General features: G+C 71.9%; 14 protein-coding genes. All 14 read left to right on the top strand.

The features are described from left to right. The 14 genes from ACFY7C_RS13725 (at position 1) to ACFY7C_RS13790 (ending at position 16,246) form a co-directional block, all read left to right on the top strand. Positions 1–1,974, top strand: coding sequence for a peptidoglycan D,D-transpeptidase FtsI family protein (locus tag ACFY7C_RS13725; protein WP_389648582.1), 1,974 nt, complete (start codon positions 1–3; stop codon positions 1,972–1,974). 77 nt (positions 1,975–2,051) lie between these two features. Beyond that, positions 2,052–3,770 carry a UDP-N-acetylmuramoyl-L-alanyl-D-glutamate--2,6-diaminopimelate ligase gene (locus ACFY7C_RS13730; protein ID WP_389648585.1) on the top strand — a complete coding sequence of 573 codons (1,719 nt, stop codon included), beginning with the start codon at positions 2,052–2,054 and terminating at the stop codon, positions 3,768–3,770. Between the two features lie 4 nt (positions 3,771–3,774). After that, positions 3,775–5,217: a UDP-N-acetylmuramoyl-tripeptide--D-alanyl-D-alanine ligase gene (gene murF / locus ACFY7C_RS13735; RefSeq protein ID WP_389648588.1), complete on the top strand. Its 1,443-nt coding sequence runs from the start codon at positions 3,775–3,777 to the stop codon at positions 5,215–5,217. Then, on the top strand, positions 5,214–6,284 hold the full coding sequence (gene mraY, locus ACFY7C_RS13740) for a phospho-N-acetylmuramoyl-pentapeptide-transferase (protein WP_389648590.1): 1,071 nt from the start codon (positions 5,214–5,216) through the stop codon (positions 6,282–6,284). Before murF ends, mraY begins: the two co-directional genes overlap by 4 nt. Continuing rightward, positions 6,266–7,702, top strand: a complete 1,437-nt coding sequence (gene murD, locus ACFY7C_RS13745; protein WP_389648593.1) for a UDP-N-acetylmuramoyl-L-alanine--D-glutamate ligase — start codon at positions 6,266–6,268, stop codon at positions 7,700–7,702. Before mraY ends, murD begins: the two co-directional genes overlap by 19 nt. A gap of 55 nt (positions 7,703–7,757) precedes the next feature. Then, complete coding sequence (ftsW, locus tag ACFY7C_RS13750) at positions 7,758–9,098, top strand: putative lipid II flippase FtsW (RefSeq protein ID WP_389648595.1); 1,341 nt, start codon at positions 7,758–7,760, stop codon at positions 9,096–9,098. 6 nt (positions 9,099–9,104) lie between these two features. After that, entirely contained in the window at positions 9,105–10,199 is a 1,095-nt protein-coding gene (gene murG, locus ACFY7C_RS13755) for an undecaprenyldiphospho-muramoylpentapeptide beta-N-acetylglucosaminyltransferase (protein ID WP_389648598.1), read from the top strand. 29 nt (positions 10,200–10,228) lie between these two features. Continuing rightward, positions 10,229–11,026, top strand: coding sequence for a cell division protein FtsQ/DivIB (locus ACFY7C_RS13760; protein WP_389648601.1), 798 nt, complete (start codon positions 10,229–10,231; stop codon positions 11,024–11,026). 280 nt (positions 11,027–11,306) lie between these two features. Continuing rightward, a complete protein-coding gene (ftsZ, locus tag ACFY7C_RS13765) occupies positions 11,307–12,521 on the top strand; it encodes a cell division protein FtsZ (protein WP_389648604.1) in 1,215 nt (404 codons plus the stop codon). After that, positions 12,518–13,246 carry a peptidoglycan editing factor PgeF gene (pgeF, locus tag ACFY7C_RS13770; RefSeq protein ID WP_389648607.1) on the top strand — a complete coding sequence of 243 codons (729 nt, stop codon included), beginning with the start codon at positions 12,518–12,520 and terminating at the stop codon, positions 13,244–13,246. Before ftsZ ends, pgeF begins: the two co-directional genes overlap by 4 nt. An 8-nt stretch (positions 13,247–13,254) precedes the next feature. Next, positions 13,255–13,974 (top strand): YggS family pyridoxal phosphate-dependent enzyme, encoded by a 720-nt coding sequence (locus tag ACFY7C_RS13775; protein ID WP_389648610.1) that lies wholly within the window; start codon positions 13,255–13,257, stop codon positions 13,972–13,974. A 137-nt stretch (positions 13,975–14,111) separates the two neighbouring features. Further along, positions 14,112–14,732 carry a cell division protein SepF gene (locus ACFY7C_RS13780; protein ID WP_265861641.1) on the top strand — a complete coding sequence of 207 codons (621 nt, stop codon included), beginning with the start codon at positions 14,112–14,114 and terminating at the stop codon, positions 14,730–14,732. 82 nt (positions 14,733–14,814) lie between these two features. Further along, complete coding sequence (locus ACFY7C_RS13785; protein WP_345489237.1) at positions 14,815–15,105, top strand: YggT family protein; 291 nt, start codon at positions 14,815–14,817, stop codon at positions 15,103–15,105. Positions 15,106–15,172: 67 nt separating this feature from the next. Beyond that, positions 15,173–16,246, top strand: a complete 1,074-nt coding sequence (locus tag ACFY7C_RS13790; RefSeq protein WP_389648614.1) for a DivIVA domain-containing protein — start codon at positions 15,173–15,175, stop codon at positions 16,244–16,246. Positions 16,247–16,741 lie beyond the last annotated feature (495 nt).

Consider the following 16,741-nt stretch of genomic DNA (forward strand, 5'->3'; position numbering starts at 1 on the left):
GTGCCCTCCAAGGAGCCCCCGCGCCGCCGCGTCCCCGGCCCCGCGCGGCCCGCACGCCCCCGCCCCGCCGCCTCCGGCCGGCCCGCGGCGCGGCGACCCGCCCCGCCCCGGCGCCCCGCGCCCCGTCCGGCGGCCAAGGCCCGCACCATCCGGCTCGGCAGCCCCAAGCCCCGGCTGCGCCTGGTCTCCCTCGGCCTGACCCTCGTCATGCTGGTCTTCGTCGTGCGGCTGCTCCAGGTCCAGGCCGTGGACGCCAGCGCGTACGCCGCCAAGGCGGAGAAGCACCGCTACCAGGAGTACACCCTCTCCGCCGACCGCGGTGAGATCACCGACCGGGCCGGGATCGCCCTGGCCGCCAGCGTCGACGCGTACGACATCACCGCCGACCCCAAGCTCTTCACCCCGGCCGAATCGAAGATCGCGGACGCCCCCGAGCAGGCCGCCGCGCTGCTCGCCCCGCTCCTCGGGAAGGACCCCGCGGAGCTCGCCGGAAAGCTGCGCACCCCCAAGTCGCGCTACACCCTGCTCGCCCGCAAGCAGACCCCCCAGGTCTGGAAGCAGATCAAGGACCTGAAGAAGGTCTACGAGCAGAAGGCCAAGCCCGCCAACGGCGGCAACGGGATCAACCTGCTCGGCGGCGTCCTCGGCGAGCCCAGCACCAAGCGCGTGTACCCCAACGGGCAGCTCGCCGCCGGGATACTGGGCTACGTCAACGCCGAGGGCCGCGGCGCCGGCGGCATCGAGTCCATGCTCGACCGGGAACTGGCCGGCACGGACGGGAAGATCAGGTTCGCCCAGTCCGGAGGGCGCCGGGTGCCCACCGCCGGTTCCGAGGGCACCCCGGCCGTGCCCGGCTCCGACATCGAGCTGACCATCGACCGGGACATCCAGTGGGCCGCCCAGCAGGCCATCACCGAGCAGGTCCGCAAGTCCCGGGCCGACCGCGGCTACGTCGTCGTCCAGGACACCCGGACCGGCGAGGTCCTCGCCATGGCCAACGCCCCCGGATTCGACCCCAACGACCTCTCCCAGGCCAACGCCACCGCCATGGGCAACGCGGCCCTCCAGGACGCCTACGAACCCGGCTCCACCAGCAAGGTCATGTCCATGGCCGCCGTCCTGGAGGAGGGCAAGGCCACCCCCGACACCCATGTCGTCGTCCCCAACCGGCTCCACCGCGGCGACCGGCTCTTCAAGGACGACGTCGACCACAAGACCTGGTACCTGACCCTCAACGGCGTCCTCGCCAAGTCCAGCAACATCGGCACCATCCTGGCCACCGGCCAGCTCGGGAGCACCCAGGCCGAGTCCAACCGGGTCCTCCACGACTACCTGCGCAAGTTCGGCATCGGCAGCCCCACCGGCCTCGGCTACCCCGGCGAGACCCCCGGCATCCTCGCCAGGCCCGAGACGTGGTCGACCTCCCAGCAGTACACGATCCCCTTCGGCCAGGGCCTGTCCGTCAACGCCATGCAGGCCGCCTCCGTCTACTCCACCATCGCCAACGGCGGCGTACGCATCGAACCGACCCTGGTCCGCGGCACCAAGGGCCCCGACGGGCGCTTCACCCCGGCGCCCGCGCCCAAGGAGACCCGGGTCATCAGCGAGAAGACCGCCAGGACCCTCGCGCAGATGCTGGAGTCGGTCGTCGACGACGAGGCGGGCACCGGCACCAGGGCCGCCATCCCCGGCTACCGGGTCGCCGGCAAGACCGGCACCGCCAACCGCGTCGACCCCGAACTCGGCCGCTACAAGGGCTACACCGCCTCCTTCGCCGGATTCGCCCCCGCCGACCAGCCCCGCGTCACCGTCTACTGCGCCATCCAGAACCCCACCAAGGGCAGCTACTTCGGCGGACAGATCTGCGGACCGATCTACAAGAAGGTCATGGAGTTCGCCCTCAAGACCCTCCACGTCCCACCGACCGGCAGCGCCCCCGCCCGGCTGCCGGTGGAATTCGACCCCACCTCGTGACGGCGGAGACCCCGCCCGCGCCCCTCCGACACGCCCCTGACCGCGACAGCGACACCCGTGACACTCCGGGAGCACCAGTGACAACCATCACCCCCCGTTCCGGGAACCGGAAATCGAACTCCGGCGACGCCACGGCCTCATTTAGCCCTGCGCAGGGTGCGCCCGGTACGCTCACCGCCGTGCCACACGCTGATCAGTACCGAACCACCCCGCCCCGCCCGGAGCGGGTCCGCCCGACACCCCTGGGCGAACTCGCCGCGCGGCTGGGCACCGAGACCACCGGCCCCGCCGCCGAGGTCTCGGGCATCACGCACGACTCCCGGGCGGTGCGCCCGGGCGACGTGTACGCGGCCCTGCCCGGCGCCCGCGTCCACGGCGCCGAGTTCGTCGCACAGGCCGCCGGACTCGGTGCCGCCGCCGTCCTGACCGACCCGGCCGGCAGCGAGCGCGCCGCCGCGACCGGCCTGCCGGTCCTGGTCGTCCCGGACCCGCGCGGACGGATGGGCGAACTCGCCGCCGAGATCTACGGGCGGCCCGGCGAGGACCTCCTCCAGATCGGCATCACCGGCACCTCCGGCAAGACCACCACCGCCTACCTCGTGGAAGGCGGACTGCGCGGCGCGGGCAGGCACACCGGCCTCGTCGGCACCGTCGAGATGCGCATCGGCGACGAGCGCATCAAGTCCGAGCGGACCACCCCCGAAGCCACCGACCTGCAGGCCCTGTTCGCGGTCATGCGCGAACGCGGCGTCGAGGCCGTCGCGATGGAGGTCTCCAGCCACGCCCTGGTGCTCGGCCGGGTCGACGGCTGCGTCTTCGACGTCGCCGTCTTCAACAACCTGAGCCCGGAGCACATGGAGTTCCACTCCGACATGGAGGACTACTTCCAGGCCAAGGCACGGCTCTTCACCCCCGAGCGCAGCAAACGCGGCGTGGTGAACCTCGACGACGCCTACGGCCGCCGGCTCGCGAAGGAGGCGGCCGTCCCGGTCGTCACCTTCTCCGCCGCGGGCGACCCGGACGCCGACTGGCGCGCCGAGGACGTCCGTCTCGGAGCCGCCGACTCCACCTTCACCGTCGTCGGCCCGGACGGCGAGCGGATCCAGGCCACCGCGCCCCTGCCCGGCCCGTTCAACGTGGCCAACACCCTCGCCGCGATCGTCACCCTCGCCCTCGCGGGCATCGACCCGAAGACCGCCGCCGACGGCGTCGCCGCCGTCCCCGGAGTCCCCGGCCGCCTGGAGCGGGTCGACGCCGGCCAGCCCTTCCTCGCGGTCGTCGACTACGCGCACAAGACGGACGCCGTCGAATCGGTCCTGCGCTCGCTGCGCGAGGTGACCCGCGGCAGGCTGCACGTGGTCATCGGCTGCGGCGGCGACCGCGACACCACCAAGCGCGGCCCCATGGGCGCCGCCGCGGCCCGCCTCGCCGACACCGCCGTCCTCACCTCCGACAACCCCCGCTCCGAGGACCCGCTCGCGATCCTCACCGCGATGCTCGCGGGCGCCGCCGAGGTGCCGGCCGCCGAGCGGGGCGAGGTCCTGGTCGACGCCGACCGGACCGCCGCCATCGCCGCGGCCGTGGCCCGCGCCCGGCCCGGCGACACCGTCCTGGTCGCGGGCAAGGGCCACGAACAGGGCCAGGAGGCCGCCGGGGTGGTCCGCCCCTTCGACGACCGCCAGGTCCTGCGCGAAGCGATCCTGGCGCGGGGCGCCGGCACCGAGCGTCCGGCGCACCGCGCTGGTGAGCAAGCCGCCCATCAGGACGAACACCGTCACGAGAACAGTCAGGGATGAAGCAGTGATCGCCCTCTCCCTCGCCGAGATCGCCGAAATCGTCGGCGGGCAGCCGCACGACATACCGGATCCGGCCGTCCAGGTCACCGGTGCCGTCGTCATCGACTCCCGCCAGGTGACGCCCGGCAGCCTCTTCGCCGCCTTCGCCGGCGAGCACGTCGACGGCCACGCGTACGCGGAGCGTGCCGTCGAGGCGGGCGCGGCAGCCGTACTGGCCGCCCGCCCCGTCGGCGTGCCCGCGATCGTCGTCGAGGACGTCCAGACGGCGCTCGGGGCCCTCGCCCGGGCGGTCGTCGAACGCCTCGGCACCGATGTCGTGGCGCTCACCGGCTCGGCCGGCAAGACCTCCACCAAGGACCTGATCGCCCAGGTCCTCCAGCGGCACGCGCCCACCGTCTGGACGCCCGGCTCCCTCAACAACGAGATCGGCCTGCCGCTGACCGCGCTCACGGCCACCGCCGAGACCCGGCACCTCGTCCTGGAGATGGGGGCGCGCGGAATCGGCCATATCCGCTACCTCACCGGCCTCACCCCGCCGCGCATCGGCCTCGTCCTCAACGTGGGCACCGCGCACATCGGCGAGTTCGGCGGCCGCGAGCAGATCGCCCAGGCCAAGGGCGAGCTCGTCGAGTCCCTGCCGGCCGCCGAGGACGGCGGCATCGCCGTCCTCAACGCCGACGACCCCCTGGTGCGCGCCATGGCGAGCCGTACCAAGGCCCGGGTCACCCTCTTCGGAGAGTCCGACGAAGCGGCCGTACGTGCCGAGAATGTCCGGCTCACAGAGAACGGACAGCCCTCTTTCAGGCTTCACACACCCACCGGGTGCAGCGACGTGACCTTGCGCCTGTACGGTGAGCACCACGTGTCGAACGCGCTCGCCGCGGCCGCCGTCGCCCATGAGCTGGGCATGCCCGTCGAGGAGATCGCCACCGCGCTCTCCGAGGCGGGCACCCTGTCGCGCTGGCGCATGGAGGTCACCGAGCGTCCGGACGGCGTGACGATCGTCAACGACGCCTACAACGCGAACCCCGAGTCCATGCGAGCCGCCCTGCGCGCGCTCGCGGCCATGGGCAGGTCTGCACAGGCCAGGGGCTCTCGTACGTGGGCGGTGCTCGGCAAGATGGCCGAGCTCGGGGACGACTCGCTCGCCGAGCACGACGCGGTCGGACGGCTCGCCGTCCGGCTCAACGTCAGCAAGCTCGTCGCGGTCGGGGACAGGGAAGCTGCCTGGCTGCAACTGGGCGCCTATAACGAGGGTTCGTGGGGTGAGGAGTCGGTGCACGTGTCCGACGCGCAGGCGGCGGTCGACCTGTTGCGCAGTGAGCTGCGCCCGGGGGACATCGTCCTGGTGAAGGCTTCCAGGTCGGTCGGCCTCGAACGGGTCGCCACGGCCCTGCTCGAGACCGCGGGCACCGCGGGCTCCGAGGGCGAGGTCACCGGCCGATGAGGCAGATCCTCTTCGCGGGGGCCATCGGGCTCTTCCTGACCCTGATCGGCACCCCGCTGCTCATCAAGCTGCTCGCCCGCAAGGGATACGGCCAGTTCATCCGGGACGACGGCCCGCGCACCCACGGCTCGAAGAAGGGCACGCCCACCATGGGCGGCATCTCCTTCATCCTGGCCACGCTCATCGCGTACGCGCTGGCGAAGGTCATCACCGGCGAGGACCCGACGTACTCGGGCGTCCTGGTGCTGTTCCTGATGGCCGGTATGGGTCTGGTCGGCTTCCTCGACGACTACATCAAGATCGTCAAGCAGCGCTCGCTGGGCCTGCGGGCCAAGGCGAAGATGGCCGGCCAGCTGATCGTCGGCATCGCCTTCGCCGTGCTCTCGCTGCAGTTCGCGGATCTGCGCGGCCTCACCCCGGCCTCCGAGAAGCTCTCCTTCATCACCGACTTCGGCTGGTCCATCGGCCCGGTGCTGTTCGTGGTCTGGGCTCTCTTCATGATCCTGGCCATGTCCAACGGCGTGAACCTGACGGACGGTCTGGACGGTCTGGCCACCGGCGCGTCGGTGATGGTCTTCGGCGCGTACACCTTCATCGGGCTCTGGCAGTTCCAGGAGTCGTGCGCCAACGCCATGACCCTGACCAACCCGAACGCCTGCTTCGAGGTGCGCGACCCGCTCGACCTCGCCGTCGTCGCCTCCGCCCTGATGGGCGCCTGCTTCGGCTTCCTGTGGTGGAACACCTCGCCCGCCAAGATCTTCATGGGTGACACCGGCTCGCTGGCCCTCGGCGGCGCGCTCGCCGGTCTCGCCATCTGCTCCCGTACGGAGCTGCTGCTGGCCCTCCTGGGCGGCCTCTTCGTGATGATCACCATGTCCGTGGTCATCCAGGTCGGCTCCTTCAAGATGACCGGCAAGCGCGTCTTCCGGATGGCGCCCCTCCAGCACCACTTCGAACTCAAGGGGTGGTCCGAGGTCCTGGTCGTCGTCCGCTTCTGGATCATCCAGGGCATGTGCGTGATCGTGGGCCTGGGCCTCTTCTACGCGGGATGGGCATCCGAAAAGTGAGCGAGCTGGACTGGCAGGGCAAGAAGGTCACCGTCGCCGGGCTGGGCGTGAGCGGCATCCCCGCCGCCCGTGTCCTGCACGGCCTGGGCGCGGTCGTCACGGTCGTGAACGACGGCGACGACGAGCGCTCCCGGGCGCAGGCCGCGGAGCTGGAGGCGGAGGGCATCACCGTCCGCCTCGGCGACGGGGCCACCCTGCCGCCCGGCACCGAACTGATCGTCACCGCCCCCGGCTGGAAGCCCGACAAGCCGCTCTTCCAGGCCGCCGAGGCGGCGGGCGTGGAGATCTGGGGCGACGTCGAGCTGGCCTGGCGGCTGCGCGGCCCCGACGCGGCCCCCTGGCTCGCGGTCACCGGCACCAACGGCAAGACCACGACCGTGCGGATGCTCGCCTCCATCCTCCGGGCGGCCGGCCTGAAGACCGCCGCCGTCGGCAACATCGGCGTCTCGCTCCTCGACGCCGTCCTCGGCGAGGAGGAGTACGACGTCCTCGCCGTCGAGCTCTCCAGCTACCAGCTGCACTGGGCGCCCTCCCTGCGCGCCCACTCGGCCGCCGTGCTCAACCTGGCGCCCGACCACCTCGACTGGCACGGCTCGATGGAGGCGTACGCCGCCGACAAGGGCCGGATCTACGAGGGCAACCAGGTCGCCTGCGTCTACAACCGGGCCGACAAGGTCACCGAGGACCTGGTCCGCGAGGCCGACGTCGAGGAGGGCTGCCGGGCCATCGGCTTCACCCTCGGCACCCCCGGCCCCTCGGAACTCGGCGTGGTCGAGGGCATCCTCGTCGACCGGGCCTTCGTGGAGAACCGGCAGAAGAACGCCCAGGAGCTGGCCGAGGTCGCCGACGTCCAGCCGCCGGCCCCGCACAACATCGCCAACGCGCTCGCCGCCGCCGCCCTCGCCCGCGCCTTCGGCGTGGAGCCGAAGGCCGTACGGGACGGACTGCGGGCCTTCCGGCCCGACCCGCACCGCATCGAACTGGTCGAGGAGATCGAGGGCGTCGTCTACGTCGACGACTCCAAGGCCACCAACACGCACGCCGCCGAAGCCTCGCTGGCGGCCTACGACCCGATCGTCTGGATCGCCGGCGGCCTCGCCAAGGGCGCGACCTTCGACGAGCTCGTGAGCAGGTCCGCGAAGCGACTGCGCGGCGTCGTCCTGATCGGCCAGGACCGGGCGCTGATCCGCGAAGCCCTGGCGCGACACGCCCCGGAGGTCCCGGTGGTGGACCTCGACCGGACCGACACTGGGGCGATGTCCGCGGCGGTCCAGGAGGCGGCCTCGCTCGCCCGGCCGGGGGACACGGTCCTCCTCGCCCCGGCCTGCGCGTCGATGGACATGTTCGCCAACTACAACAAGCGGGGCGAGGCCTTCGCGGACGCGGTCCGCGCCCTCGCCTCGGCCGGGCGCGCCTGACCTGACCAGCGAGGAGGTCCGGCCGCGCCGGGCACGACCGGAGGGGACAGCGACCATGCCGAGCAGAACCGCCGGGACGCGAGAGGCCTCCGCCGTACGTGGCGGCGGCCGCGCCCCCGCGGCGCCGAGAAGGGTGCGCGGGGGCGGGCCGCGGGGGCTCTACGAGCGGGCCAGAAGGGCCTGGGACCGGCCGCTGACCGCCTACTACGTGATCGTCGGCGCCGGACTGCTCATCACCGCGCTCGGCCTCGTGATGGTCTACTCCGCCTCGATGATCACGGCGCTCCGCTACGACCTGGTGCCGTCGTACTTCTTCCGCAAGCAGTTCTTCGCGGCGCTGCTGGGCGCGGGGCTGCTCCTGGTGGCCTCCCGGATGCCGCTGAAGCTGCACCGGGCGCTGGCCTACCCGATCCTGGTCGGGGCGATCTTCCTCATGGTGCTCGTCCAGATCCCCGGGATAGGAGTCGCGGTCGGCGGCAACCAGAACTGGATCTCACTGGGCGGACCGTTCATGCTCCAGCCCAGTGAGTTCGGCAAGCTGGCGCTGATCCTGTGGGGGGCCGACCTGCTGGCCCGCAAGCAGGACATGAAGCTCCTGTCCCAGTGGAAGCACATGCTGGTGCCGCTGGTGCCCGGCGCGTTCCTGCTGCTCGGTCTCATCATGCTGGGCGGTGACATGGGCACGGCGATCATTCTCACGGCGATCCTCTTCGGACTGCTGTGGACCGCCGGCGCCCCCACCCGGCTCTTCGTCGGGGTCCTCACCGTCGCCGGCGTGCTCGGCATGCTGCTGATCAAGACCAGCCCGCACCGCCTGAAGCGCTTCTCCTGCATCGGGGCCAGCGACCCCGGCGGAGTGGGGGACCCCTGCTGGCAGGCCGCGCACGGAATCTACGCTCTGGCCTCCGGCGGATGGTTCGGTTCCGGCCTCGGGGCGAGTGTGGAAAAATGGGGCCAACTCCCCGAAGCGCACACCGACTTCATCTTCGCCGTCACCGGGGAGGAACTGGGTCTGGCGGGGACGCTGTCGGTGCTGGCCCTCTTCGCGGCTCTAGGCTATGCGGGTATCCGCGTGGCCGGACGCACGGAGGACCCCTTCGTCAGGTTTGCCGCGGGAGGCGTGACCACCTGGATCACGGCGCAGGCCGTGGTCAACATCGGTGCGGTGCTCGGTCTGCTGCCGATCGCCGGAGTCCCGCTCCCGCTGTTCTCCTACGGGGGATCGGCCCTGCTGCCGACCATGTTCGCCGTCGGGCTCCTGATCGCCTTCGCGCGACAGGAACCCGCCGCGAAAGCGGCCCTGGCCCTGCGCCGCCCCGGATGGGGCAAGCGGGCCGGGGGGAGATGGAAGTCGATGCGACGGCGCGTCAAGAAGCGTCCGTCCGGAGAGCGGTGAATTTCGGTGCATGTCGTCCTCGCCGGCGGAGGTACCGCCGGCCACATCGAGCCCGCGCTCGCACTCGCGGACGCCCTGCGCAGGCAGGACCCGACCGTGGGTATCACGGCGCTGGGCACGGAGCGCGGCCTGGAGACCCGGCTGGTGCCCGAGCGGGGTTACGAGCTGGCGCTCATCCCCGCCGTACCGCTGCCCCGCAAACCCACGCCCGAGCTGATCACCGTCCCCGGGCGGCTGCGCGGCACCATCAAGGCCGCCGAGCAGATCCTGGAGCGCACCAAGGCGGACTGCGTGGTCGGCTTCGGCGGCTATGTGGCGCTGCCCGGCTACCTCGCCGCCAAGCGCCTCGGCGTGCCGATCGTGGTCCACGAGGCCAACGCCCGGCCCGGCCTGGCCAACAAGATCGGCTCGCGCTACGCGGCCGGGGTCGCCGTCGCCACCCCGGACTCCAAGCTGCGCAACGCCCGTTACATCGGCATCCCGCTGCGGCACACGATCGCCACCCTCGACCGCGCCCGCGTGCGCCCCGAGGCGCGGGCCGCCTTCGGCCTCGACCCGAACCTGCCCACCCTGCTGGTCTCCGGCGGCTCGCAGGGCGCACGCCGGCTCAACGAGGTCGTCCAGCAGATCGCCCCGGTGCTCCAGCGCTCCGGCATCCAGATCCTGCACGCGGTCGGCCCGAAGAACGAACTGCCGCGTGTCGACAACATGCCCGGGATGCCGCCGTACGTGCCGGTACCGTACGTGGACCGGATGGACCTCGCGTACGCCGCCGCCGACATGATGCTCTGCCGCGCGGGCGCGATGACCGTCGCCGAGCTGTCCGCCGTCGGGCTCCCGGCCGCCTACGTCCCGCTGCCGATCGGCAACGGCGAACAGCGGCTCAACGCCCAGCCGGTGGTGAAGGCCGGCGGCGGGCTCCTCGTCGACGACGCGGAACTGTCGCCGCAGTGGGTGCAGGCCAACGTCCTGCCCGTACTGGCCGATCCGCACCGGCTGTACGAGATGTCCCGCGCCGCCGCCGAGTTCGGCCGCCGGGACGCCGACGACCTGCTCGTCGGCATGGTGTACGAGGCGATCGCCGCCCGCCGGCAGGCGTAGCGCGGCGGCGACAGGCAGGAGAGGCCACGGTGGCAGCCGGAGCGGCGACCGAGCAGAAGAGCGCGAGCGGCAGGCCGGCGGGATCCGGCCGGCGGCCGCCCCGACCGGGCACCCGGACCTTCCGGGTGCCCGGCCCGCGCGCGCTCCTGATCGGCTTCGCCGCGCTCGCCCTGGTGGCCGGCGGTGTCTGGGCGCTCTACGGCTCGGACTGGTTCCGGGTGGAGAAGGTGAGCACCTCCGGTACGGAGGTGCTCACCCGGGACGAGGTCGAGCGGGTCGCGGCCGTACCGCTCGGCGCGCCGCTCGTCTCCGTCGACACCGACGCCATCGAGGCCCGGCTGCGCGAGGAACTCCCGCGGATCGACACCGTGGACGTCGTGCGGTCATGGCCGCACGGAATCGGTCTGAAAGTGACGGAACGACAGCCCGTCCTCCTTCTCGAAAAGGGCGGAAAGTTCACCGAAGTGGACTCCGGCGGTGTGCGGTTCGCCACCGTGCCCACCGCCCCGCGCGGCGTCCCGCTGCTCGTCCTCGACGTGGCCGCCTCGCCGAGCCTGCGCCGCTTCGACGCGGAGCGGCTGCTGCGGGTCGCGGTAGGCGTGACGGGCGAACTCCCGGAGAAAATCGCCCAGGACGTCCGTGTCGTCCGGATCACGTCCTTCGACTCCATCACTCTGGAGCTCGGCAAGGGCCGCACCGTCTTCTGGGGCAGTGGCGAGGACGGGCCCGTGAAGGCGCGCGTTCTCACCGCTCTCATGAAAGCGACTCCCAAAGCGGGGCACTTCGATGTAAGTGCCCCCACCGCGCCCGCCTCGTCACGAAGTTGACGGTCATCACCGCTGGCCAGCACCCTGGTTGGCCAGCGCTACGGGTGATCACATAGGGTGAAAAGAAAAACGGGAGGTTCGGCGTGTTCGTTGAACGTGCGCCACTTGTCGACTTAGTGTCCTGTTCGGAAGAGTCCAGCGAACAGAGACACTGGTAACCCTAAACTTCAACGTTAGGGTTTGGGTCGGCGTTTCGGACCGTCCCAATCGGCATCCGTCGTCGCGGCGCGCTTACCACCGCGAAGCGGCGACACGTAACTCGAGGCGAGAGGCCTTCGACGTGGCAGCACCGCAGAACTACCTCGCAGTCATCAAGGTCATCGGTGTCGGCGGCGGTGGTGTCAATGCCATCAACCGAATGATCGAGGTCGGTCTCAAGGGCGTCGAGTTCATCGCCATCAACACCGACGCCCAGGCGCTGTTGATGAGCGACGCCGACGTCAAGCTCGACGTCGGCCGTGAACTCACCCGCGGCCTCGGGGCCGGGGCCAACCCGGCAGTCGGTCGCAAGGCGGCAGAGGACCACCGTGAGGAGATCGAGGAGGTCCTCAAGGGGGCCGACATGGTCTTCGTCACCGCCGGCGAAGGTGGCGGCACCGGCACCGGCGGCGCGCCCGTCGTCGCCAACATCGCGCGCTCGCTGGGCGCCCTCACGATCGGTGTGGTCACCCGCCCGTTCACCTTCGAGGGCCGCCGGCGCGCCAACCAGGCGGAGGACGGCATCGCCGAGCTCCGCGAAGAGGTCGACACCCTCATCGTCATCCCCAACGACCGGCTGCTGTCCATCTCGGACCGCCAGGTCTCGGTCCTGGACGCCTTCAAGTCCGCCGACCAGGTCCTGCTCTCCGGCGTCCAGGGCATCACCGACCTCATCACCACCCCCGGCCTGATCAACCTCGACTTCGCCGACGTCAAGTCGGTCATGTCCGAGGCCGGTTCCGCCCTGATGGGCATCGGCTCCGCCCGCGGCGACGACCGCGCGGTGGCGGCGGCCGAGATGGCGATCTCCTCGCCGCTCCTCGAGGCGTCCATCGACGGCGCCCGCGGCGTGCTGCTCTCCATCTCCGGCGGCAGCGACCTCGGCCTCTTCGAGATCAACGAGGCCGCCCAGCTGGTGAGCGAGGCCGCCCACCCCGAGGCGAACATCATCTTCGGCGCCGTCATCGACGACGCCCTCGGCGACGAGGTCCGGGTCACCGTCATCGCCGCCGGCTTCGACGGCGGCCAGCCGCCGGCCCGCCGCGACAACATCATCGGCTCGGCCTCCGCCAAGCGCGAGGAGCCCGCCCCCGCCCCCCGCGCCACCGAGACCTCCCGCCCGCTGGGCGGCCTCGGCACGGTGACCCCGCGCGACGAGCCCGCGGCTCCCGCCGAACCGGCGCCGGCCGTCAGCGAGACCCCGCTGCCGCCCGTCACCCCGCCGGTGGTCCCGCCGGCCCGCCCGTACCCGGACACCCAGGCCGAAGAGCTGGATGTCCCGGACTTCTTGAAGTGATAGGGCAGCGTTACGAGACGAGCGGCGCCCACTTCGCCTTCACCGACCGGTGGGGCGGGGTGAGCGCCGTTCCGTACGAGGAGCTCAACCTCGGCGGCGCCGTGGGCGACGACCCCGAGGCCGTACGGACCAACCGGGCGCGGGCGGCGGCCGGGCTCGGGCTCGACCCGGCGGACGTGGTCTGGATGAACCAGGTGCACGGCGCGGACGTCACGGTGGTCGACGGCCCGTGGACCACCGCCGACATCCCGTCCGTCGACGCGATCGTCACCGCCCGCCGGGGCCTCGCCCTCGCGGTCCTCACCGCGGACTGCGTCCCCGTCCTGCTCGCCGACCCCGTCGCCGGGGTCGCCGCCGCGGCCCACGCCGGGCGGCCCGGGATGGTGGCCGGAGTCGTGCCCGCCGCCGTGAAGGCGATGATCGACCTGGGCGCCGACCCCTCCCGCGTCACCGCCCGCACCGGACCCTCGGTCTGCGGGCGCTGCTACGAGGTGCCGGAGGCGATGCGCGCCGAGGTGGCCGCGGCCGAACCGACCGCGTACGCCGAGACCTCGTGGGGCACCCCGGCCGTGGACGTCGCCGCCGGAGTGCGCGCCCAGCTCGAACGGCTCGGCGTCCGGGACGTCGCGGACGCCGGGGTCTGCACCCTGGAGTCCCGCGACCACTACTCGTACCGCCGCGACCGCACCACGGGGCGACTCGCGGGATATGTCTGGTTGACGTGAGAAGAGATATGACGGACCGCAAGTCGGAACTCGCCGAGAACCTCGCCCGGGTGGAGGAGCGCATCGCCGCCGCGTGCGCCGCCGCCGGGCGCGCGCGGGAGGAGGTGACCCTCATCGTGGTCACCAAGACCTACCCCGCGAGCGATGTGCGACTGCTGCACGAACTCGGCGTGCGCCATGTGGCGGAGAACCGGGACCAGGACGCGGCCCCCAAGGCCGCCGCCTGTGCGGACCTCGACCTGACCTGGCACTTCGTGGGCCAGTTGCAGACCAACAAGGTCCGTTCCGTGGTGGGTTATGCCGATGTGGTGCAGTCCGTCGACCGTTTGAAGCTCGTTTCCTCTCTTTCCACGGCCGCGGAGAAGGCCGGGCGCGAGCTCGGCTGTCTGATCCAGGTCGCCCTCGACGCCGAGTCCGGCGCGCGCGGCGACCGGGGCGGGGTCGCCCCGGACGGGATCGAGGAGTTGGCGGCGGCCGTGGACGCGGCTCCCGGACTGCGACTCGACGGCCTCATGACCGTCGCGCCGCTCGCCGGTCCGTACGCGGGCCGGCAACAGGCCGCCTTCGAGCGGCTGATGGATTTGTCGACTGTCCTGCGCGCGAACCGTCCGGCTGCGAACATGGTGTCAGCAGGGATGAGTGCGGACCTCGAGGAGGCCGTGGCGGCCGGAGCGACACATGTGCGCATCGGTACGGCGGTGCTCGGCGTCCGCCCGAAGCTCGGGTAACGTCGCGAAGCAAGTCGGACCACAGCAGAAAATATGGTCATTCCGCCGAGGGGCGGACGGACCCGTGGATCGCGGGCACTTGGTGACACTGCGAGTTTCGGTAAGGGCGATCCACCACAGAGCGGAGGATGCAGAGAATGGCCGGCGCGATGCGCAAGATGGCGGTCTACCTCGGCCTCGTGGAGGACGATGGCTACGACGGCCGAGGATTCGATCCCGACGACGACTTCGAACCCGAGCTGGAACCGGAGCCCGAGCGCGACCGGCGCCACCAGCCTCCTCGGCAGATCGAGCGCGAGGAGCCGGTACGGGTGGTCCAGCCGCCCGCGCCGCGCGAACCCGTCGCCCAGTCTGTCCCCGTACACGCGGAAAGCGGACGTCCTGCCCGAATTGCCCCCGTGGCATCCATCACACCCGAACGTCCGAGCCTGGAGAAGAACGCACCGGTGATCATGCCCAAGGTCGTGTCCGAGCGGGAGCCCTACCGCATCACCACGCTTCACCCGCGGACCTACAACGAGGCCCGTACCATCGGGGAACACTTCCGCGAGGGCACCCCGGTGATCATGAATCTCACGGAGATGGACGACACCGACGCGAAGCGACTTGTCGACTTTGCCGCCGGACTCGTCTTCGGGCTCCATGGCAGCATTGAGCGCGTGACGCAGAAGGTCTTCCTGTTGTCGCCTGCTAACGTCGATGTCACGGCGGAGGACAAGGCCCGGATCGCAGAGGGCGGATTCTTCAACCAGAGCTGAGAACACGAGATCGAGAACGGCCCGGCCGCGAGGGCGGCCGGACAAGTGAGAGCAAGAGAGCCAGGGGAGAGGGAAGCGCGGGATGGGCGTCGCACTGCAGGTGATCTACATCGCGCTGATGTGCTTCCTGGTCCTGCTGATCTTCCGGCTGGTCATGGACTACGTCTTCCAGTTCGCCCGTTCATGGCAACCCGGTAAGGCGATGGTGGTCGTTCTGGAGGCCACCTACACTGTCACCGATCCACCGCTCAAGCTTCTGCGGCGGCTCATCCCGCCGCTGCGTCTCGGGGGCGTGGCACTCGACCTGTCCTTCTTCGTTCTGATGATCATCGTCTACATCCTGATCTCCATCGTGAGCAGCTTCGCGAGGTGATGGTGGAGGTGGATGTGGACGATACGGTCTTGCCGACTGCCGACGACTACGTAGAGGTGAAGAAGAGATGCCGCTGACCCCCGAGGACGTGCGGAACAAGCAGTTCACGACCGTCCGCCTTCGAGAAGGCTATGACGAGGACGAGGTCGATGCCTTCCTCGATGAGGTCGAAGCCGAACTGACTCGTCTGCTCCGCGAGAACGAGGACCTGCGCGCCAAGCTGGCCGCGGCGACCCGTGCCGCCGCGCAGAACCAGCAGCAGCAGGGCATGCGCAAGCCGCCGGAGCCGCAGGATCGTCCCGTCGGTCCCGGCGCCCCCGTGCCCGCCGCCATATCCGGACCTCCGGCCCAGCAGCAGCCCCCGCAGATGGGCCCGCCGCAGCTGCCGTCCGGCGCCCCCGCGCTTCCCGCCGGCCCGATGCAGGGCGGCCCCATGCAGGGCGGGCCCATGGGCCCCGGCCCGATGCAGGGCGGCCCGATGGGTCCCGGCCCGATGCAGGGCGGCCCCATGGGCCACCCGCAGCAGCAGCCGATGCAGCAGATGCAGCCGGCCCAGGGCCCGGGTGGCGACAGCGCCGCGCGCGTGCTCTCGCTGGCGCAGCAGACCGCCGACCAGGCGATCGCGGAGGCCCGTTCCGAGGCCAACAAGATCGTCGGCGAGGCGCGCTCGCGCGCCGAGGGCCTGGAGCGGGACGCCCGCGCCAAGGCCGACGCCCTGGAGCGGGACGCGCAGGAGAAGCACCGCGTCGCGATGGGCTCCCTGGAGTCCGCCCGCGCCACGCTGGAGCGCAAGGTCGAGGACCTGCGGGGCTTCGAGCGTGAGTACCGGACCCGCCTGAAGTCGTACCTGGAGTCGCAGCTGCGTCAGCTGGAGACCCAGGCCGACGACTCGCTGGCTCCGCCGCGCACCCCGGCGACCGCGTCCCTGCCGCCGTCCCCGTCGATGGCCTCGGCCGGCGCGGGCGCCCCGTCCTTCGGCGGCAACGGCACGATGGGCGGCGCCCCGTCGTACGGTGGCCAGCAGCAGATGTCCCCGGCGATGACCCAGCCGATGGCTCCGGTCCGCCCGCAGGCCCCGCAGCCGATGCAGCAGGCGCCGGCGCCGATGCGTGGCTTCCTGATCGACGAGGACGACAACTGAGGCCGGCGGCCCAGCGCGCGCTGAGCGCGTAGCCGTCGTCGGCAGTCTCAAGGGCCGGGCCCTGGGTTACCCCAGGGCCCGGCCCTTTTGCGTGGGGGTGGGGGCGGGAGCGGGGCGCCTGCGGCGGGCTCCTTCCCCACCCCGCCCCGTCCCGAACCGGGGCTCCGCCCCGGACCCCGTGGTGGGCGCGGGGGCGAGGCCCCCGCCGCCCCCGGCGGGGCGGCGGCTCCGCGCCGCGGCGAACGCGGCCCGGGCGGGAGTGGCGGCTCGGCGCCGTGCGCAGGGGGCGCCTGGCCGGCGAGGGCTTCGCGGCGCGAGGCGCGGGGTGGCTGTTTGGCCATGGGGCCCGGTGGGTGGTCGGCGGGGCGACGAGGTCCCCGCCGCCCCGGGCGCGGGCGGGCGGCGGCTCCGCGCCGCGGGCGGCGACGGGCGGGAGCGGCGGCTTCGCCTCAGGCCCCGGGGGTGGTGGGTGCGGGGGCCCCGCGGGCCCGGCGG

The organism is Streptomyces sp. NPDC012769, from assembly GCF_042901205.1.
Lineage (GTDB): Bacteria > Actinomycetota > Actinomycetes > Streptomycetales > Streptomycetaceae > Streptomyces.